The sequence below is a fragment of the Streptomyces thermolilacinus SPC6 genome, assembly GCF_000478605.2.
In the GTDB taxonomy this organism is placed as follows: Bacteria; Actinomycetota; Actinomycetes; order Streptomycetales; family Streptomycetaceae; genus Streptomyces; species Streptomyces thermolilacinus.
In genome coordinates this window covers 759,077-779,326 of the sequence record NZ_ASHX02000001.1, presented here as the reverse complement: position 1 = coordinate 779,326, position 20,250 = coordinate 759,077, and the positions used below count along the sequence as shown (strand labels likewise).

The window sequence follows — 20,250 nt, the reverse complement described above, 5'->3', positions numbered from 1 at the left end:
AGTTACCCTGCGCGGACGTCCGTTGACTGGAGGTACCCGGATGCCCCGCTCCACCGTACGGAACGTCTCCCTCGCCGCCGTCGCCACGACGGTCCTCGCCCTCGGCGCCGCGCCCCCGCCAGGCGCCCCCGCCCCGGCCGCCGCTCCTGCCCCCGCCGTCCCCGTCGTCTCCACCGCCGCACCCGCCAAGGTGCCGGTCGCCGTCGGGTACGGCGGGGCCGTCGCGAGCGTGGACGCCGACGCGTCGGCGGCCGGGATCGAAGTGCTGCGCGCGGGCGGCAACGCCGTGGACGCCGCCGTCGCCACCGCCGCCGCCCTCGGGGTCACCGAGCCGTACTCGGCCGGGATCGGCGGAGGCGGCTACTTCGTCCACTACGACGCCCGCACCCGTACCGTCCACACCGTCGACGGCCGCGAGACCGCGCCCAGCACGGCCGACGCGTCGCTCTTCCTGGAGGACGGCAAGCCCCTCCCCTTCGCGGAGGCCATGACCAGCGGCCTGTCCGTCGGCACCCCGGGCACCCCCGCCACCTGGGACGCCGCCCTCGACGCCTGGGGCACCAAACCGCTCAAGGACCTGCTGAAACCGGCCGTACGGCTCGCCAGGGACGGCTTCGTCGTGGACGAGACGTTCCGCGAGCAGACCCGCGCCAACGAGGAACGGTTCCGCGACTTCCCCGCCAGCGCCGAACTGTTCCTGCCGGGCGGCGAACCGCCCGTCGTCGGTTCCGTCCTGAAGAACCCCGACCTGGCCCGTACGTACGACAAGCTCGCCCGCCAGGGCACCGGCGCGCTCTACCGGGGCGACCTCGCCCACGACATCGTCCGCACCGTCCGCACCCCGCCCGTCCGGCCCGGCGCCACCCGTACCGTCCGCCCGGGCGACCTGACGGTACGGGACCTGGCCGCGTACGAGACGGTGAACCGCCGCCCCACCAAGGTCTCCTACCGGGGCCTCGACGTGTACGGCATGGCGCCGTCCTCGTCGGGCGGCACCACCGTCGGCGAGGCGCTGAACATCCTGGAGGGCACCGACCTGCGCCGCGCCGAACCGGAGACGTACCTCCACCGGCTCGTGGAGGCGAGCCGCGTCGCCTTCGCGGACCGGGGGCGGTGGGTCGGCGACCCGGCCTTCGAGGACGTGCCGACGCGGGGCCTGCTGTCGCAGCGGTTCGCGGACGCGCGGGCCTGCCTCATCCGCGACGACCGGGCCCTGACCAGCCCCCTCGCCCCCGGGGACCCGCGCAACCCCCGGCCGTGCGCCACGGCCGGGAAGGCGGCGCCGACGACGTACGAGGGCGAGAACACCACGCACCTGACGGTCGCCGACCGGTGGGGCGACGTCGTCGCGTACACCCTCACCATCGAGTCGACCGGCGGCAGCGGCATCACCGTGCCCGGCCGGGGCTTCCTCCTCAACAACGAGCTGACCGACTTCTCCTTCGCCCCCGCGGACCCGGCCGTCCACGACCCGAACCTGCCAGGTCCCGGCAAGCGGCCGCGCTCCTCCATGTCCCCGACGATCGTGCTGGACCGGCACGACCGGCCCGTCCTCGCGCTCGGCTCGCCCGGCGGCGCCACCATCATCACGACCGTCCTCCAGACCCTGACCGGCGTACTCGACCGGGGCCTGCCGCTGGTGGACGCCATCGCCGCGCCCCGCGCCAGCCAGCGCAACCAGCCCGTCACCGACCTCGAACCCGCCCTGTACGGCAGCCCGCTGCGGGCCCGCCTCGCCGCGCTGGGCCACGCCTTCCGCGAGAACCCGGAGATCGGCGCCGCCACCGGCGTCCAGCGGCTCCTCGACGGGCGGTGGCTCGCCGCCGCCGAGACGGTCCGCCGCGGCGGCGGTTCCGCGATGGTCGTCCGCCCGGCGGGCTGACCCCGACGCGGCCGGGGGCGCGGCGCGGCGGCCCGCCCCCGGCCCGTGCTCCCGGCGGCCCGCCGCGCCCCGCCCGGCCGACCCCCGACGCGACGCTCCCGGCCGGCCGTACGAACCCGGCCGATATCAGTACCCGGCGAGTTCGATTTGGACCACTTGGGTATGAAAAATGATCGAGTCCGACGGCAGGCGGCGGCGGTCTTGCCCCGGGATGTGACGAGGCTTACGTTCTCCTCCTACCCACCGCTCTACGTGCGTAGAGGCTCATCGACGCCCTGCCGAAGGAGCAGCTCATGTCCCCGACCGTGCGCGCCGCGCTCGTCCAGGCGACCTGGACCGGCGACACCGAATCGATGATCGCCAAACACGAGGAGCACGCCCGCGAGGCCGCGAACCGGGGCGCGCGGATCATCGGCTTCCAGGAGGTGTTCAACGCCCCGTACTTCTGCCAGGTGCAGGACGCCGAGCACTACCGCTGGGCCGAGCCCGTGCCCGACGGGCCGACCGTGACCCGCATGCGGGAACTGGCCCGCGAGACCGGCATGGTCGTCGTCGCGCCCGTCTTCGAGTCCGAGGGGCCCGGCTTCTTCTACAACACCGCCGCCGTCATCGACGCGGACGGCACCTACCTCGGCAAGTACCGCAAGCACCACATCCCCCAGCTCAAGGGCTTCTGGGAGAAGTTCTACTTCAGGCCCGGCAACCTCGGCTGGCCCGTCTTCGACACCGCCGTCGGCCGCGTCGGCGTGTACATCTGCTACGACCGCCACTTCCCGGAGGGCTGGCGCCAACTCGGCCTCAACGGCGCCCAGCTGGTCTACAACCCCTCCGCCACCCACCGCAGCCTCTCCTCCCACCTCTGGCAGCTGGAGCAGCCCGCGGCCGCCGTCGCCAACGCGTACTACATCGCCGCGATCAACCGCGTCGGGCGCGAGGAGTACGGCGACAACGACTTCTACGGAACCAGCTACTTCGTCGACCCGCGCGGCCGCGTGGTCGGCGACGCCGCCTCCGACCAGGAGGAGCAACTCCTCGTGCGGGACCTCGACCTCGGTCTCATCGAGGAGGTCAGGCAGCAGTGGGCCTTCTACCGGGACAGGCGCCCCGACGCGTACGAAGGGCTGGTACGACCGTGACCACCGACCGCACCCTCCACCTCCACCGCCACCTCCACGACCGCCACCGCGGCGTCCTGCCCGACTGGCTGTCCCTCTACTACGACGAGCCCATCGAGATCACCCACGGCGAGGGCCGCCATGTGTGGGACGCCGAGGGCAGGCGGTACCTCGACTTCTTCGGCGGCATCCTCACCACCATGACCGCGCACGCCCTGCCCGAGGTCACCAAGGCCGTCACCGAGCAGGCCGGGCGGATCATCCACACCTCGACGCTCTACCTCAACCGCCCCATGGTGGAGCTGGCCGAACGGATCGCCGCCCTGTCCGGCATCCCCGACGCCCGGGTCTTCTTCACCACCTCCGGCACCGAGGCCAACGACACGGCGCTGCTCCTCGCCACCGCGTACCGCCGCAGCAGCCAGGTCCTGGCGATGCGCAACAGCTACCACGGCCGCTCCTTCTCCGCCGTCTCCGTCACCGGCAACCGCGCCTGGACGACCACCGGCGACTCCGGGCTGCACACCCTGTACGTCCACGGCGCCGTGCGCGGCCGGGGCCCCTTCGCGCACCTGAACGACGCCGACTTCACCGCCGCGTGCGTCGCCGACCTGGAGGACCTGATCGGCCACACCGGCGACATCGCCGCGCTGATCGCCGAACCGGTCCAGGGCGTCGGCGGCTTCACCGCGCCGCCCGACGGGCTGTACGCGGCGTTCCGCGAGGTCCTGAACCGGCACGGCATCCTGTGGATCAGCGACGAGGTGCAGACCGGCTGGGGCCGCACCGGGGACCACTTCTGGGGCTGGCAGGCCCACGCCGCGAGCGGTCCGCCGGACATCCTCACCTTCGCCAAGGGCATCGGCAACGGCATGTCCATCGGCGGTGTCGTCGCCCGCGCCGAGGTGATGAACTGCCTGAACGCCAACTCCATCTCCACGTTCGGCGGCTCCCCGGTCACCATGGCCGCCGGGCTCGCCAACCTCTCCTACCTCCTCGAACACGACCTCCAGGGCAATGCCCGCCGCGTCGGAGGGCTCCTCATCGAACGGCTCCGCGCCATCGGGGCGGGCATCGACCGGGTACGCGAGGTGCGCGGGCGCGGGCTGATGATCGGCGTGGAACTGGCCGATCCCGCCACCGGTGCCGCCGATCCGGGGGCCGCGGCGGCCGTCCTCGAAGCGGCCAGGGAGCAGGGGCTGCTGATCGGCAAGGGCGGCGGTCACGACACGAGCGTCCTGCGCGTCGCCCCGCCGCTGTCCCTCACCGTCGCCGAGGCCGAGGAAGGCGCCGCCCTCCTCGAACAGGCCCTGCGCGTCCTGAGGTAAGCCACCGCCACCGACCGGCACGCCACCACGGCCGTCCGGCACGCCACCACGGCCGTCCGGGCACGCCACCCACGGCCGTCCGGCGCCTCATCACAGCCGCCCTGCACGCCAGAACAAGGGGCCACCCACCATGAGCACCCGTACCCGCACCCTCGTCCGGGGCGGCCTGGTCGTCACCGCCGCCGAGGAGACCCACGCCGACGTCCTCGTGGAGGGCGGCCGGATCGTCGCGCTCGCCGCCCACGGCAGCGCGGCGGCCGCCGCCTGGACCGCCGACCGCGTCATCGACGCCACCGGCAAGTACGTAGTCCCGGGCGGCGTGGACGCCCACACCCACATGGAGTTCCCGTTCGGCGGGACGTTCGCGTCCGACGACTTCGAGAGCGGCACCCGCGCCGCCGCGTGGGGCGGCACGACCACCATCGTGGACTTCGCCGTCCAGACCGTCGGCCACACCCTGCGCGAGGGCCTCGACGCCTGGCACGCCAAGGCCGACGGCAAGTGCGCGATCGACTACGCGTTCCACATGATCCTCTCCGACGTGGACGACTCGTCGCTCAGGGAGATGGACCTGCTGGTGGAGGAGGGCGTCACCTCCTTCAAGCTGTTCATGGCCTACCCCGGTGTCTTCTACAGCGACGACGGCCGCATCCTGCGCGCCATGCAGCGCTCCGCCCTCAACGGCGGGCTGGTCATGACGCACGCCGAGAACGGCATCGCCATCGACGTGCTGGTCGAGCAGGCCCTCGCGCGCGGTGACGTGGACCCCCGCTTCCACGGCGAGACCCGGCACGTGCTGCTGGAGGCGGAGGCCACGCACCGCGCGATCCAGCTGGCCCGGGTCGCCGGGGCGCCCCTGTACGTGGTGCACGTGTCGGCCCAGGAGGCCGTCGCCGAGCTGGCCGCCGCCCGCGACATGGGCCTGCCGGTCTTCGGCGAGACCTGCCCGCAGTACCTGTTCCTGTCGGCCGACAACCTGGCGGAGCCGGAGTTCGAGGGCGCCAAGTACGTGTGCAGTACGCCGCTGAGGCCGCGCGAGCACCAGGCGGCACTGTGGCGGGGCCTGCGCACCAACGACCTCCAGGTCGTGTCCACGGACCACTGCCCGTTCTGCTTCCGGGGCCAGAAGGAGCTGGGCCGGGGCGACTTCTCCCGCATCCCGAACGGGCTGCCCGGCGTGGAGAACCGCATGGACCTGCTCCACCAGGCCGTCGTGGACGGGCACATCTCGCGGCGCCGCTGGATCGAGATCGCCTGTGCCACCCCGGCCCGGATGTTCGGCCTCTACCCGAAGAAGGGCACCATCGCGCCCGGCGCGGACGCCGACATCGTCGTCTACGACCCGATGGCGGTGCAGACCCTGTCGGCCCAGACGCACCACATGAGCGTGGACTACTCGGCGTACGAGGGCAGGACCGTCACCGGCCGGGTGGAGACGGTCCTGTCGCGAGGGGAACCCGTCATCGACGGGCGGCAGTTCACCGGCCGTGCCGGGCACGGCGTGTACATCCCGCGCTCCACCTGCCAGTACCTGGGCTGAGGAGGCCGCCATGGATTTCGGACTCGTCCTCCAGACCGACCCGCCCGCCTCCCGGGTCGTCGGCCTGATGCGGCGCGCGGAGCGCAACGGCTTCCGCTACGGCTGGACGTTCGACTCCGCCGTGCTCTGGCAGGAGCCCTTCGTCATCTACAGCCAGATCCTGGAGCACACGACGAAGCTGCGGGTCGGCCCCATGGTCACCAACCCGGGCACCCGCACCTCGGAGGTAACCGCCTCCACGTTCGCCACGCTGAACGACATGTACGGCAACCGGACCGTGTGCGGCATCGGCCGCGGCGACTCCGCGATGCGCGTGGCGGGCCGCGCGCCGAACACCCTGGCGCGGCTGGGCGAGGCCATCGACGCCATCCGCGACCTGGCGGAGGGCCGCGAGGCGCTCGTGGACGGCAGCCCGGTCCGCATCCCGTGGATCAGGGACGGGAAGCTCCCCGTGTGGATGGCGGCGTACGGCCCGAAGGCCCTGGCCCTGGCGGGGCGGAAGGCGGACGGCTTCATCCTCCAGCTCGCCGACCCGTTCCTGACGGAGTGGATGGTCAGGGCCGTACGGGACGCCGCCGCGGCCGCGGGCCGCGACCCCGCCGCCCTCACCGTCTGCGTGGCCGCCCCCGCGTACGTCGGCGACGACCTGGCGCACGCCCGCGAGCAGTGCCGTTGGTTCGGCGGCATGGTCGGCAACCACGTGGCCGACCTGGTCGCCCGGTACGGGGAGCACTCCGGCGTGGTGCCCGAGGCCCTCACCGCGTACGTCAAGGACCGCCGGGGCTACGACTACAGCCACCACGGCCGCGCGGGGAACCCGTCCGCGGACTTCGTGCCGGACGGGATCGTGGACCGCTTCTGCCTCCTCGGCCCCGCCTCGGCCCACATCGAACGGCTGCGTCGCCTGCGGGACCTGGGCGTGGACCAGTTCGCCGTGTACGCCATGCACGACGCGAAGGAAGCCACCATCGACGCGTACGGCTCCGAGGTCATCCCCGCCCTGAACGGCTGACCCGCTGGCCGGTGTCGCCGGTGTCACGGAGCCTGGACGGCGCCCGTCGCAGGCCGTTACGGTCAGGTGCCGCCCGGCTGCCTCACGTGCCGTCAGAAGGAGTTGGCCCATGCCCGATCCGCTGGAGTGCCGCACCTCGGCCGAGATCGCTTCCCAGCCGCGGACCTGGAGAGCGGCGGCCGAAGCCGTGGGCCGGACGGCGGACGCGCTTCCGCGCCGGGGCGAGCGGGTGGCCGTGGTGGGCTGCGGGACGTCCTGGTTCATGGCCCTGGCCTACGCCCGGCTGCGGGAGGACGCGGGACACGGTACGACCGACGCGTTCGCCGCCTCGGAGTTCCCGCACGGACGCGCGTACGACCGGGTCCTGGCCATCACCCGCTCCGGGACCACGACGGAGGTCCTAAACCTGCTCGCCGCGGTGAAGGGCACCACGCCGACCTCCGCCGTCATCGCCGACCCCGGTACACCGGTGACGCACACCGCCGACACCGTCGCCGTACTGGACTTCGCCGACGAGCGGTCCGTCGTCCAGACGCGGTTCGCGACCACCGTCCTCGCGCTGTTCCGCGCCCACCTGGAGGCGTCGGGACCGCTTCCGCCCGGCGTGCGGCCGCTCGACCGGGCGGTCCGGGACGCGGAGCGGGCCGTCGCCGCGCCTCTGGACCCGCAGGTGTGCGCCGCCGGACAGTTCACCTTCCTCGGCACCGGCTGGGGCTACGGCCTCGCCCTGGAGGCCGCGCTGAAGATGCGGGAGGCGGCGGGGGCGTGGACGGAGGCGTACCCGGCCATGGAGTACCGCCACGGCCCCATCAGCGTCACCGGGCCCGGGCGGGTCGCGTGGATGCTCGGGGAGACTCCGGAGGGCCTGGACGACGACGTGGCCCGCACCGGTGGCACCTTCGTCGCCGGGTCCGGGGCTTCCGGCACGGACCTGGACCCGATGGCCGACCTGATCCGCGTCCAGCGGCTCGCCGTCCACCTGGCCCGGCAGCGGGGCCTCGACCCGGACCGGCCCAGGAACCTGACCCGGTCCGTGGTGCTCGAACCGCGCGCCAGGTAGGGGCGGGAGCCGTGCCGCTCGCCCGCACCGACGACATCGTCGGCCCCGCCTACGCCGCCCGCCTCGGGGTCGGCGCGTTCAACGTCCTCCAGATCGAGCACGCCGAAGCCATCGTGTCCGGGGCCGAGCGGGCCGGGCGCCCCGTCGTCCTCCAGATCAGCGAGAACACCGTCCGCTACCACGGCGCCCTCGCACCCGTCGGCCTCGCCTCCCTCGCCGTCGCACGGGCCGCGAGCGTGCCCGTCGCCGTGCACCTCGACCACGCCGAGTCGGTCGAACTCGTGGAAGAAGCGATCGAACTCGGCTTCTACTCGGTCATGTTCGACGCCTCCAGGCTCCCGTACGAGCGGAACGTGGCCCTGACGAAGAATGTCACGGACCGGTGCCACCGGGCGGACGTCTGGGTCGAGGCCGAGCTGGGCGAGGTCGGCGGGAAGGACGGGGCGCACGCCCCCGGTGTGCGGACCGACCCGGACGAGGCGCGCGCCTTCGTCCGGGCGACCGGGGTCGACGCCCTCGCCGTCGCGGTCGGCAGCTCCCACGCCATGCTCACCCGGGACGCCGAACTCGACCTCCCGCTGATCACGCGGCTGCGCGAGGAGGCGCGCGTCCCGCTCGTCCTGCACGGCTCCTCGGGCGTGAGCGACGGCGGCCTCGCGAAGGCGGTCGCCGCGGGCATGACCAAGGTGAACGTCTCCACCCACCTCAACAAGCTGTTCACCCGTGCCGTACGGGACCACCTGGCCGCCGACCCCGCCGTGGTGGACCCCCGCGGCTACCTCGGGCCCGCCCGCGCCGCCGTGGCGACGGAGACGGCCCGCCTGCTCGGGCTGCTCGGGGGCGGAGAGGCGTGAGCGTCCGTGGCAGGCGTCGCCCGTCGCCCGCCACCTGTCGCCTGCCGTGCGTCGCCCGCCACCTGTCGCCTGCCGTGCGTCGCCTGTCGCACCCCGCTGTATGCCGCACCCCCGGCGCACGCCCCGCCCGACCGCTGGAGCCGTCACGTGAGCCGTACGCCCCCGCATGACCGCGCGTCCCGTCCCGCGCCCGTCCTGACCCACCGCGACGGCGCGTTCCTGCGCGGCGGCCGCCCGCACCGGGTCCTCGCCGGGTCGCTGCACTACTTCCGCGTCCACCCGGAGCAGTGGGCCGACCGGCTGCGGCGCGTCGCCGCCATGGGCCTCAACACGGTGGACACGTACGTCCCCTGGAACTTCCACGAGCCGCGCCCGGGGCGGTACCGCTTCACCGGCGGACACGACGTCGAGGCGTTCCTGCGGCTCGCCCAGGAGACCGGGCTCGACGCGATCGTGCGGCCCGGCCCGTACATCTGCGCCGAGTGGGACAACGGCGGTCTGCCCGTGTGGTTGACCGGCAGGCCGGGCATGCGCGTCCGCTGCTCCCACCCGCCGTACCTGGAGGAGGTGGCGCGCTGGTTCGACGAGCTGGTCCCGCGTATCGCCGCCCTGCAAGCGGGCCGGGGCGGGCCCGTGGTCGCCGTGCAGATCGAGAACGAGTACGGCAGCCACGGCGACGACCGGGAGTACGTGCGCCGGGTGCGGGACGCGCTGGTCGAGCGGGGGATCGGCGAGCTGCTGTACACGGCCGACGGCCCCACCGCGCCCATGCAGGACGGCGGGTCCCTGCCCGGGCACCTCGCGGCCGTCACGTTCGGCTCCCGCGCCCGCGAGGCGGCCGCACTGCTGCGCTCCCGCCGCCCCGACGAGCCGCTGCTGTGCGCCGAGTTCTGGAACGGATGGTTCGACCACTGGGGCGAGAAGCACCACGTACGCTCCACGGACAGCGCTCTGAGGACCTTCTCCGACATCCTGGACAGCGGCGGGTCCGTCAGCCTGTACATGGCGCACGGCGGCACCAACTTCGGCCTGTGGGCGGGGGCCAACCACGACGGCACCGCCGTCCAGCCGACGGTCACCAGCTACGACTCGGACGCGCCGATCGCCGAACACGGCGCGCTCACCCCGAAGTTCCACGCCTTCCGGGACCACATCCTCCAGGCGACGGGGGCGGCGCCCCGCCCACTGCCGCCGGACCCCGCACTGCTGCCGCCCCGCACCCTCACGGCCGTCCCCGGGGCCGGGCTCCTGGAGGCGCTGAGCGCCGCGTCGGAGCCGGTCGCCTCGCCCTGCCCGCTCAGCTTCGAGGAGCTGGACCAGGCGTCGGGCCTCCTCCTGTACCGGGCCGAGCCGCTGCTCCCGCCCGGCACCCACCCCCTGACGGTCCACGGCCTCCACGACCGCGCCCAGGTCTTCGCCGACGGCGCCCCGGTCGGCGTCCTCGACCGGGAGACCGCGTCGCTCGACATCACCGGCACCGGGCGGCGGGTCCGCCTCGACCTCCTCGTGGAGAACCTGGGGCGCGTCAACTACGGGCCCCTGCTCGGCGGCCGCAAGGGCATCCTCGGCGGGGTCACGGTCGGCCGCCGCCAGGTACACGGCTGGCGGACCCACCGGCTGCCCCTCGACGAGTGGACGGGCGACGACCTCGCCCGCGCGGTCACCTCCGCCGCGCCTTCCGGTACGGCGGGCTTCGCGACCGCCCGGTTCACCGCCGGCGAGCGGGCCGACGGCTTCCTCGCCCTGCCCGGCTTCGGCAAGGGCTTCGTCTGGGTCAACGGCGCACTGCTCGGCCGGTACTGGGAGATCGGCCCGCAAGTCACCCTGTACCTGCCCGCGCCGCTCGTACGCGCCGGGGAGAACACCGTGACCGTGCTCGAACTGCACCGGCTCGGCGACCGGATCGAGCTGCGCGACCGGCCCCGGCTGGGGCCTCCCGAGGAGTACGTCGAGACCTTCTGAACCAGCCGTCCGGCCAGCCGCCCTGGCCGACCGGCGCGAATCCGTGGTTCCACCCCCGGTCCGGGCCGGGGCCGCCGCGGCGCTTCCCCGGCGGTGGGCCGGGCGCCGCCGCGGCGGGCCGCCCACGGGACCGTCCTGGACGTCGGGTGCGGGCCCGGCCACGCCACGGCCCGGCTGGCCCCGGAGCGGCGTGCGGGCGCTCGGTGTGGACCTGTCGCCCGCCATGTGCGCCGTTGCGCGCCGTACCACCGCCCTGCCGTACACCGCGGCGGACATGACCGCGCTGCCGGTCCGGGGCGGTCGGCGGTGTCCTGTGCTGGTACGCCGTGATCCACCTGGACCGGGCGGGCAGGGACGCCGCGTACGCCGAGTTCGCCCGCGTCCTGCGCCCCGGCGGCCACGCGCTCCTCGCCTTCCACACGAGTGGTCCGCCCCGGTCACGCCAGGCACCTCACCACCTGGTGGGACCACCCCGTCGATCTCACCTTCCACTTCCTCGACCCCGGCGCCGGAGACGGAGGCCCTCGCCCGCACGGGGTTCACCCTCGCCGCCCTCCTCGACCGCGCGCCGCCGTGACTCAAAGCCGCCGCAGCACGAGGTACGTGCGCCGGCTGGAGTGCTCGACGGCGGGGTCGCCCTCCTGACACGGGGGTTACCCGACGGTAGGCTCCGCCCGCATGACCACCGAAGCCACCCCCGCGGACCTCGGACTCGCAGAGCAGGCACGGTGGTTGAGGGAGGGGCTGACCACCTCGACCGCCCTGGTGCGGGCGTCGCTCGAACGCGTCGAGGCCACCCGTGCCACCCTCAACGCCTTCCGCTGCGTCCGCGCCGACGCCGCGCTCGCCGAGGCCGAGGAAGCCGACCGGCGTCTCGCCGCGGGGGAGCGCGCGCCGCTCCTCGGCGTCCCCGTCGCCGTCAAGGACGACACCGATGTCGCCGGGCTGCCCACCCGCTTCGGCTGCCCCGGCGACATTCCGCCCGCCACCGCCGACGGGGAGGCCGTCCGCAGACTCCGCGCCGCCGGGGCCGTCGTCGTCGGCAAGACCAACACCTGCGAGCTCGGGCAGTGGCCGTTCACCGAGGGCCCCGCCTTCGGCGCCACCCGCAACCCCTGGAACCCCGGCCACACCCCCGGCGGCTCCTCCGGCGGGTCCGCCGCGGCCGTCGCCGCCGGACTCGTACCCGCCGCGCTCGGCTCGGACGGCGCCGGGTCCATCCGCATCCCCGCCGCCTGGACCCACCTCGTCGGCATCAAACCGCAGCGCGGCCGCGTCTCCGTCCACCCGTACGACGACTGCTTCGAGGGCCTCACCGTCAACGGCCCCCTAGCCCGTACGGTCGCCGACGCGGCCCTCCTCCTCGACGCCGTCGCCGGGTCGCACCCGCGCGAGCGGTACCGCCCGCCCGCCGTGGACGCCTCGGCCGCCGCCCGCCGTGACCCCGGCCGCCTGCGCGTCGCCCTGGCCTTGCGGCCGCCCTTCACCGCCACACCGGCCCCGCTCCACCCCGACATACGCCGCGCCGTCACGGACCTCGCCGACACCCTCGCCCGGCTCGGCCACACCGTCGAGGAGGCCAGGCCCCGCTACGGGCTCATCGGCCTGAGCTTCCTGCCCCGCGCCACGGCCGGGATCGCCGCGTACGCCGACCGGCACCCCGACCCGGCGCTCCTCGACCCGCGCACCCTCGGCGCCACCCGCACCGGGCACCGGCTGCGCGGCCGGGCCCTGCGCGCCGCCCGCGCCCGCGAACGCCACCAGCACCGCAGGATCGGCGCGCTGTTCGCCGGGTACGACGTGGTCCTCACGCCCACGACGGCCGCGCCGCCCCCGAGGATCGGCGCGTTCGACGGGGTGCCCGGCTGGCGCACCGACCTGACGATGGCGGCGGCCTGCCCGTACGCCTGGCCGTGGAACGTGCTGGGCTGGCCCGGGGTCAACGTGCCCGCCGGGTTCACCCGCGACGGCCTGCCCGTCGGGGCACAGCTGCTCGGCCCGGGCGGCGGCGAGGAGCGCCTCGTCTCGCTCGCCGCGCAACTGGAGGACGACCGCCGCTGGTACGAGCACCGGCCGCCGGTCTAGGCGCCCGGCCGGGCCTGCCACGCGCGGGCGAACAGCTCGTGCGGCGGGACCAGCGGCAGCAGCCGTATGCAGGGCGACGACACCTCCTTGCCGGAGACCGACGCCCGGTACGCGGCCAGCTTGGCGGTCTCCAGCGGCAGCTCGGGCGCCTTCACCTCCGTCCACGGGCCCGGTACGAACGCCGTGCGCCCCGCCCGGGCCCGGCGGCCCGTCTCGACGGCGCCGACGGCCACCAGCTCCGCCTGGGCCGCCTTGTGACGGGCGGGCGACCAGCCGTTCCAGCGGCGGACGTTGCGGTCCGTGGGCCGGGCCAGCGCCAGCAGCTGGAGGTACAGCGCCGCCGCGTCCGCGCCCACCCTGAGCGCGTCGGCGGCCTGAGCGACCAGGCGGGGGACGCTCAGCGTTGGGTTCAGCTCGTACCCGCCCCGCGGGACCGGCGTGGACGCCACCCGCTCCACCATGCGCGGCACCCCGCCCACACGTATCTCCCTCAGCCGCTCGATCCTCTCCAGCAGCCACGGCCGGTCCAGGTCGCGGCAGAGCCGGACGGCCCGCTCCAGCCGCTCGGGGTCGCCCAGTGCCGCCGTCCGCAGCAGCGCGTCCCCGCCGGGCACCGCCACGACGAACGTCCCGTCGTCGTACACGCCGTCCACCGGGACCGCCGCCTCCCCGCCCGGCCTGGGCGAGGGCAGCACCGGGCCCGCGTACGGCGGCACGGCCGGGTCGGCGGCCAGCGCGTCCGCCAGCCTCCGCTCCCCGTACAGCGGGACGAGCGTCCCCGGGTCGTCCATCAGCCCGGCCAGCCGGCCGTGGAGCCTGACGGCGGCGGCCGCGGCCGGGTCGCCGACGGGCCGCTCGGTCAGCGCCCACACGACGAGCGACACGAGCCGGTCGTCCAGGACCCGCCGTCCCGCATACGCGCCGGCCGTGCCGTCCGCGTTCGCGCCGTACACGGTCAGCCCGCCCCTGCGGTCCTCCACCAGGACGAACCCCGCGCCGTCGAAGCCCGCCACCTCGCCCGGCGGCTCCCCGGTGGCCAGGCTCCGCGCCCAGTCCTGCCCCAGCCCCAGGTCCGCCTCCACCGCGCCGGCCAGGTCCTCGCCGACGTACGCCTGCCCGCCGACGAGCCGCACCCACACCTCCGCCATCCGCTCGGCGGCGGCCGTCATCCCGCCGTCCGCCCACAGCCGCGCCGGGTCCTCCGGCACACCGGCGGCGAGGACGGCCGCCCGGCCGTCCGCGCCGAGCCCGTTCCACAGCGACTGGTACGCGTCGATGACGGCCGTCGTCGCGGCGTACGGCTTCGACCGCAGCATCTTCCGGTCGGCCTCGTACCCCTCGCGGCGCGGCAGCCCGCCCAGCACCAGCGCCGCGACGGGGCCCCGCACACCGGTCCGCCGCGCGAACACGTCCACCGCCTCGGGCGACAGCGCAACAGGGCCGTGCCGCTCCACCAGCTCCAGCAGCCTCGGCAGGCGCGCCGCGTCGTCCCGCTCGACGGTCACCGTCGTCACGTCCTCGGCGCCGTCCGGCGCCGACTCGGCGGCGGGCTGGAGGAACCGCACCGTCCCGTCCTGCCCCGCGCCCGTGGCCAGCAGGCCCCCGGCGGCCCGGCGGGCGTCCACACCCGCGTGCGGCGCCCGGCCGGTGCGCCACCGGCTGCCGCGCTCGGCGAACGGCTGCCCGCTCCACACCCGCAGCAGCGCCGCCAGGGCGTCCCGGTCCGTGCCGGCCGTCGTCTCCACCGCCGCGCGCCACGCGACCGCGTCGATCCGCCCGGCCAGAGCCGTCCACTCGCCGGGCCTCGCGGGCAGCGCCAGGACGGCGGCCTCCGCGCCGATCTCGCCGCGCAGATGTCGGCCGTCCGCCGCGACCGCCGTGAGCGTCGCCGGGAGCGGCCGGACCGCGGGCGCCGCGTACGGGCGCAGGCGCGGCAGCAGCCCGTACAGGGCGGGCAGCAGCACCGTGTCCGGCACCTCGGCGGGCAGGGTCACCACCGGGCCCGACCGCATGGCCGCGACGCGCCGGGACAGCCGCTCGCGCCGCCGCAGCACGTCCGCCGCGAGCAGCGCCGCTCGCACCACACCGGCCACCACCCGCGGCTCCGCCACCTCGGGCAGCACCCGCGCCAGCACCTCCCGCACGGCCGCCTCGCCGTCGCCCGCCTCCCCGCCGTCGCCCGGCGCTCCACCGCCGCGCGCCGCGTCGAGGAGCGCCCGCACGGCGTCGTCGCCGACCGCGCGCAACGCCTTCGAGGACGTCTCGTCGCGCGGGGTGAGGAAGTGCCAGTACGCGGGCGGGGGCACCGGCCCGACGGCGTGCCCGGACGGCCGGCGCCACGTGGCCCGCTCACCGCCCGGGAAGCCGTGCGCCTCCCACAACAGCGAACCGTCCCCCACGGCGTGCACCCGGACGCTGTCCGGCTCGACCAGCACCGCGTCCTCGCCGCCCGCGGGCAGCCGCACGACACCCCACGGGCGCCGCCCCGGCTTGGTACTGCGGAACCGGCCCCGGCGGCCGTCGACGCCCTCCAGCACAAAGTCCGTCGGCGACGGCCCCGCGTACGGCGTCCGGTACAACACCCGGCAGCCGACCAGCCGCCCGTCCTGCCCCAGCGGCGACGGCGGAGCGCCCTCCGGCAGGGCCGCCAGCGACAGCGAGTCCGCGAACACCGCCCACCCCGGCGGCACCTCGCCTTCCCGGTGGAACGCGGGCAGCGTACGGTCGCCCAGCGGCGCGCCCGTCACCGGGTCCACGCGCTCCCAGTGGCCGTCGAAGACCCGCCCGCTCCACAGCCGCGTGCCGTCGCTCATCTGGAGCTCGCGGTGGTCGATGCCGTCCCGGTCGCCGGGCCGCAGCACCCGGCTCCCGTCGTGCCGCCCGCCCTCGTCCGATGAGGCGAACTGGTAGCCGAACGCGCCGCTGACGAGCCCGTCGAACGGCCGCAGTCCCAACGTACGCTCCGGTGCGAACACGTCGTCGGGCCGGTCGGACCAGAAGGCACGCGTCCCGCACGCGCCGCTCCCCTCCGTCGTCCAGCTGACCAGGAACCGGCCGCCCGCGAAGTGCGCCACGTGCGTCGTCGCGTCCTCGGGGACGGTGAACGCGCACGCCCCGCGCCTTCCCGCGTGGTCCACCGCCACGGCACGGTCCCGCCCGTACACGGTCAGCACCGGCCAGGTGCACGTCACGCCCCGCACCCCGCCGGGACCGAACTCGGCGACGGCGTCCTCCAGGACGGGCCAGGCGAGCTCCTCGGGCAGCCCGGCCCGCAGAGCACGCGCCAGGGGACCCGTCAGGTCCAGGCCGGCCAGCGACTCCTCGATACCGTCCAGGGCGGTCGCCGTCGGCCGGTCCAGCAGCTTCGCCAGCTCGTCCAGCGCCTCGTCGGCCGCCGCGACCCCGCCGCCGCGCACCTCCCGCAGCAGCGCCTCGACCCGGGCCCGCACCTCCGCGGCGATGCCCGCGTTCTCCGGCATCCGCGTGATCGCCGTGCCCCCGCCGCGCAGCCGGGCGTGGACCGTGCCCTCCAGCCGCCGCCCGAACACCGGGTCGGCGGCGAGCGCCTTCAGGTCACGCCGCGACCGCTCGCCCCAGAACTCCAGCCGCACCGCGTCGCCCGGGTCCTCCACCGCGATCCCCTCGGCCAGGCACGCGTCCAGCAGGTCCGCGTCGAGCCCCGGATAGCGATAGCGGTCCTCGTGCAGCCGCACCGGCGCCTCAGCGGCGCGGAGCCGCGGCGCGAACCGGGCCACCAGGCCGAACAGCTCCTCCGGCATCCGCTGCCGGAACACGCCGCCACCGCGCCGCCCGTGGGAGTACATGCGCGTGTACCGCCCCAGCCACCCGGCGACCCCGCCCTCGGGCGTCACCCGGCCCGCCACCACGGCGTCGGCCGCCCCGGACCGCTGGAGCAGCCGCAACCAGGCCGCCGCGTCGCCCCGCGAGTCCGGGAACAGGTCCACCAGCGCCGCGTACACCTCGTCGTCCTGCGGATGCTCCTCCACCAGCGCGGCCACCGCGTCGAACAGCGCGTCCGGCACCGCCTTGCCGCGCGCACCGCCCACCACGCGCGCGAGGACCCGCGCCTCTTCCGCGACGCCGAGACCGGCCGCACGCGCCGACGTCCGCACCCGCCGCGCCAGGTCGGCGGGCAGCTCACCCGGCGACGCGGCCCACGACGTCAGCACCCGCAGGAACTCCCGGTGCGCCTCCCCGGCGTCGAACACCGACGCGAGCCAGCGCTGGTGGTCGCTCAACTCCTTCGCGGGCAGCGCCCCGGCCTCGGCGAGCAGCCGCACGTTCGCCGCGTGCCACTCCCGGTCCACCGGCAGCGTGTGCTCCCGCTCCGCCTTCCGCGCCAGCGCGAACGCCCGCCCCGCGTACCGGTCGTTCCAGCCGCACAGCCGGTGCGCCACCGTGTCCCAGAACCACGGCCGGTGCGCCGGCGGCAGCTCCCGCGCCCGCCGCTCCAGGCCCTCCACGAAACGGCCCGGCTTCTCCCGCGCCCGGTGCACGCCGCTCGCCACCTCGTCGAGCAGCGCGACCGCGGCCGGTTCCGCGCCGGGGTCGTGGGCGCGCACCCACGCGACGTACACCTGCGACGTGTGGAGCTCCGAGCGGAGCGGGGCGCGGACGTTCATGTCCCCGATCCTGGCAGGCGCCACTGACAACGCCTCAGCGCGGGGCGGGAGCCGGCCGACACCGGGCCCGCTTCGGGAACCCGGGGCGAACGGCGGGTGACGCTCCGGGGCGCCCGGGCCACCAGGCGTCACCCTGTGTGAACCCCGAGTGTCAGTGGGGCGTGGTGTGATGGACGCATGATCGATGAGCTGCTGCACGACACCGGTTTCCTGTCCGCCGCCGAGGACGCGGTCCGCGCGGCCGCCGCCGCCGAGGTGATGCCCCGCTGGCGGCAGCTCGCCGCGCACGAGGTGGACGAGAAGTCGGGGCCGCACGACCTGGTCACCGTCGCCGACCGTCAGGCCGAGATACATCTGACGCGGTCCTTGACGGCGCTGCTGCCCGGTTCCGTCGTGGTGGGGGAGGAGGGCGTCCACGCCGACCCGTCCCTGTACGCCGCGGTGCGCGGCGACGCGCCCGTCTGGATCGTGGACCCGGTCGACGGCACACGCCAGTTCGTCCACGGCGACCCCGGCTTCTGCGTGCTCGTCGCCCTCGCCCGGCACGGCGAGCTGCTGGCGTCCTGGACGTACGCGCCCGCGACCGGCGAGATGGCCGTCGCCGTACGCGGCGGGGGCGCCCGGCTGAACGGCGCGGCGCTGCGGGCCGGTGCCCCCGAGCCCGGCGCGACGATCCGCGTCGCCACGGCGCACCCCGACTACACGACCCCTGCCCAGAAGGAGGCGCTCGCGGGCCTCGCCGTCGAGGGCGTCGATCCCCAGCCGTGCGGCTCGGCGGGCCTGGCGTACCTGGCGGTGGCGCGCGGCGACTCCGAGGCCGTCGCGTTCACCTGGGAGTACGCCTGGGACCACGCGGCGGGCATCCTCCTCGTCACGGAGGCGGGCGGCGCCCACCGCACGATCGCGGGCGACCCGTTCCGCGTCACGGGCGACAACACCCTGCCGTTCACGGCGGCGCGCGACGAGGCGACCGCCAGGCGCGTCGCCTCACTGCTGCGGGCCCAGTGACGCTCCTGGGCGCCGCGTGCCGCCGCCCGGCGCCCGCCGTCCGCGTGTCGCAGTGACGCACCGCGCCCCGCCCGCCGCCCACTGGTGGCGCGGGCGGGGCTCGTTCACCGTCCGTCGGGGGCGCGGGCCGATCCCTTTCGCCGCCCTCCGGCGGCGCGGGCGAGGCCCGTTCACCGCACGCCGATGGTGAGCGCGGAGCCCGCTCGCCGCCTTCCGGTGGCGAGGGCCCGCCGCCGGTCAAGGCCCGCCCGGCGCCCGGCGGCCGGGTGCCGCGCCCTATCCTGGGCTGTCCTGGCCGTCGGCTGACGAAGGAGTCCGAAGGTGCCGTCGATGCTCGATGCCGTCGTCGTGGGGGCGGGCCCGAACGGGCTGACCGCCGCCGCCGAGCTGGCCCGCCGCGGCTTCTCCACGGCCGTCTTCGAGGCGAAGGGAACGGTCGGCGGCGGAGCCCGCACGGAGGAGCTGACCCTCCCCGGCTTCCGCCACGACCCGTGCTCCGCCGTGCACCCGCTGGGCGCCGGTTCGCCCGCCTTCCGCGCCATGCCGCTCGACCGCTACGGCCTCGAATGGCTCCACGCGCCGCTCCCCATGGCGCACCCCTTCGACGACGGCACGGCCGCCGTCCTGTCCCGGTCCGTCTCCGAGACGGCCGCCTCCTTCGGGCCGCGCGACGCCGGGGCGTACCGGCGCCTCGTGGAGCCGTACATCGGCAGATGGGACACGCTGGCCCGCGACTTCATGTCGCTGCCGCTGACCGCGCTGCCCCGCGACCCCGTCACCCTCGCCCGCTTCGGCCTCGACGGGCTGCCGCCGTCCACCTGGCTGATGCGCCGCTTCCGCGACGACCGGGCCCGCGCCCTGTTCGCCGGGCTCGTCGCCCATGTCATCGCACCCCTCGGGGGGCTGGCGACCGGCGCGATCGGCCTGGTCTTCGCGCTCGCCGCGCACGCGGGCGGCTGGCCGTTGCCGCGCGGCGGCTCCCAGTCCATCTCGGACGCCCTCGCCGCGTACCTGAAGGACCTCGGCGGGGCCGTCCACACCGACTACGAGGTCAAGCGGCTGGACGACCTGCCACCGGCCCGCGCGTACGTCTTCGACACCTCGCCCACCGCGCTCGCCCGGATCGCGGGGCTCGGCCGCTTCTACGACGGCTACCGGTACGGCGCCTCCGTCTTCAAGATCGACTACGCGATGGACGGCCCCGTCCCCTGGACCGCCGAGGAGCCCCGCCGCGCCGGCACGGTCCAGGTCGGTCCTTCCAGCCTGGAGATCGGCACCGCCCTGCGCCAGGCGTCCGGCGGCACGGCGCCCGGCACCCCGTTCCTGATCACCGCTCAGCCCAGTGTCGTGGACCCGGGGCGCGCCCCGGCGGGCAAGCACGTCTTCTGGGCGTACGGTCACGTCCCCAACGGCTGGCGGGGCGACCTCACCGAGGCGGTCGAGCGGCAGATCGAACGCTTCGCGCCCGGCTTTCGCGACCTAGTCCTCGCCCGCGCCACCGCAGGACCGCCCGAGATGGCCGCCCGGAACGCCAACTACGTGGGCGGCGACATCGCCTGCGGCGCCGCCCGCGGTCTCCAGCTGCTGCTCCGCCCCCGCCTGACCCTGCGGCCCTACCACACCCCGCACCCGGCGGTGTTCCTCTGCTCCTCCGCCACCCCACCGGGCCCCGGCGTCCACGGCATGTCCGGTCACAACGCGGCGAAGGCGGTCTGGCAGCACCTGCGCAGGCAAACCCGCTAGCCACGAGGACCGACACGA

12 protein-coding genes are annotated in these 20,250 nt (G+C 75.5%); 11 read left to right on the top strand and 1 reads right to left on the bottom strand.

The annotated features are described in order from the left end of the window. Positions 1-40 precede the first annotated feature (40 nt). The 9 genes from ggt to J116_RS03410 all read left to right on the top strand — a co-directional run bounded on the left by ggt (position 41) and on the right by J116_RS03410 (position 12,838). Complete coding sequence (gene ggt, locus J116_RS03450; RefSeq protein WP_023590748.1) at positions 41-1,882, top strand: gamma-glutamyltransferase; 1,842 nt, start codon at positions 41-43, stop codon at positions 1,880-1,882. A 293-nt stretch (positions 1,883-2,175) separates the two neighbouring features. Then, positions 2,176-3,018 (top strand): nitrilase-related carbon-nitrogen hydrolase, encoded by an 843-nt coding sequence (locus tag J116_RS03445; protein WP_023590749.1) that lies wholly within the window; start codon positions 2,176-2,178, stop codon positions 3,016-3,018. Next, entirely contained in the window at positions 3,015-4,325 is a 1,311-nt protein-coding gene (locus J116_RS03440) for an aspartate aminotransferase family protein (RefSeq protein ID WP_023590750.1), read from the top strand. Before J116_RS03445 ends, J116_RS03440 begins: the two co-directional genes overlap by 4 nt. A gap of 130 nt (positions 4,326-4,455) precedes the next feature. After that, positions 4,456-5,865 carry a dihydropyrimidinase gene (hydA, locus tag J116_RS03435; RefSeq protein ID WP_023590751.1) on the top strand — a complete coding sequence of 470 codons (1,410 nt, stop codon included), beginning with the start codon at positions 4,456-4,458 and terminating at the stop codon, positions 5,863-5,865. A gap of 10 nt (positions 5,866-5,875) precedes the next feature. Further along, positions 5,876-6,877, top strand: a complete 1,002-nt coding sequence (locus J116_RS03430) for a TIGR03842 family LLM class F420-dependent oxidoreductase (RefSeq protein ID WP_023590752.1) — start codon at positions 5,876-5,878, stop codon at positions 6,875-6,877. A 109-nt stretch (positions 6,878-6,986) separates the two neighbouring features. Continuing rightward, positions 6,987-7,937 (top strand): SIS domain-containing protein, encoded by a 951-nt coding sequence (locus tag J116_RS03425; protein WP_023590753.1) that lies wholly within the window; start codon positions 6,987-6,989, stop codon positions 7,935-7,937. An 11-nt stretch (positions 7,938-7,948) separates the two neighbouring features. Next, entirely contained in the window at positions 7,949-8,791 is an 843-nt protein-coding gene (locus tag J116_RS03420; RefSeq protein ID WP_023590754.1) for a class II fructose-bisphosphate aldolase, read from the top strand. Between the two features lie 147 nt (positions 8,792-8,938). Continuing rightward, a complete protein-coding gene (locus J116_RS03415; RefSeq protein ID WP_023590755.1) occupies positions 8,939-10,753 on the top strand; it encodes a glycoside hydrolase family 35 protein in 1,815 nt (604 codons plus the stop codon). 678 nt (positions 10,754-11,431) lie between these two features. Next, positions 11,432-12,838: an amidase gene (locus tag J116_RS03410; protein ID WP_023590756.1), complete on the top strand. Its 1,407-nt coding sequence runs from the start codon at positions 11,432-11,434 to the stop codon at positions 12,836-12,838. On the opposite strand, the gene J116_RS03405 is transcribed toward J116_RS03410, so the two are convergent. After that, a complete protein-coding gene (locus tag J116_RS03405; RefSeq protein WP_023590757.1) occupies positions 12,835-17,481 on the bottom strand; it encodes a hypothetical protein in 4,647 nt (1,548 codons plus the stop codon). The two genes, J116_RS03410 and J116_RS03405, sit on opposite strands and share 4 nt — an antisense overlap. Before the next feature lie 177 nt (positions 17,482-17,658). Here J116_RS03405 and J116_RS03400 point away from each other — a divergent pair, with 177 nt between their 5' ends. After that, positions 17,659-18,489, top strand: coding sequence for an inositol monophosphatase family protein (locus tag J116_RS03400; RefSeq protein ID WP_023590758.1), 831 nt, complete (start codon positions 17,659-17,661; stop codon positions 18,487-18,489). A 321-nt stretch (positions 18,490-18,810) separates the two neighbouring features. Then, positions 18,811-20,232: a phytoene desaturase family protein gene (locus J116_RS03395; RefSeq protein WP_023590759.1), complete on the top strand. Its 1,422-nt coding sequence runs from the start codon at positions 18,811-18,813 to the stop codon at positions 20,230-20,232. The last annotated feature ends 18 nt before the right edge of the window (positions 20,233-20,250 follow it).

Excerpts from the sequence above, each read along its gene's own strand:
- J116_RS03410 (WP_023590756.1), top strand. The coding sequence starts at position 11,432 with ATGACCACCGAAGCCACCCCCGCGGACCTCGGACTCGCAGAGCAGGCA.
- J116_RS03425 (WP_023590753.1), top strand. The coding sequence starts at position 6,987 with ATGCCCGATCCGCTGGAGTGCCGCACCTCGGCCGAGATCGCTTCCCAG.
- hydA (WP_023590751.1), top strand. The coding sequence starts at position 4,456 with ATGAGCACCCGTACCCGCACCCTCGTCCGGGGCGGCCTGGTCGTCACC.
- J116_RS03445 (WP_023590749.1), top strand. The coding sequence starts at position 2,176 with ATGTCCCCGACCGTGCGCGCCGCGCTCGTCCAGGCGACCTGGACCGGC.
- J116_RS03430 (WP_023590752.1), top strand. The coding sequence starts at position 5,876 with ATGGATTTCGGACTCGTCCTCCAGACCGACCCGCCCGCCTCCCGGGTC.
- J116_RS03400 (WP_023590758.1), top strand. The coding sequence starts at position 17,659 with ATGATCGATGAGCTGCTGCACGACACCGGTTTCCTGTCCGCCGCCGAG.
- J116_RS03405 (WP_023590757.1), bottom strand. The coding sequence starts at position 17,481 with ATGAACGTCCGCGCCCCGCTCCGCTCGGAGCTCCACACGTCGCAGGTG.
- ggt (WP_023590748.1), top strand. The coding sequence starts at position 41 with ATGCCCCGCTCCACCGTACGGAACGTCTCCCTCGCCGCCGTCGCCACG.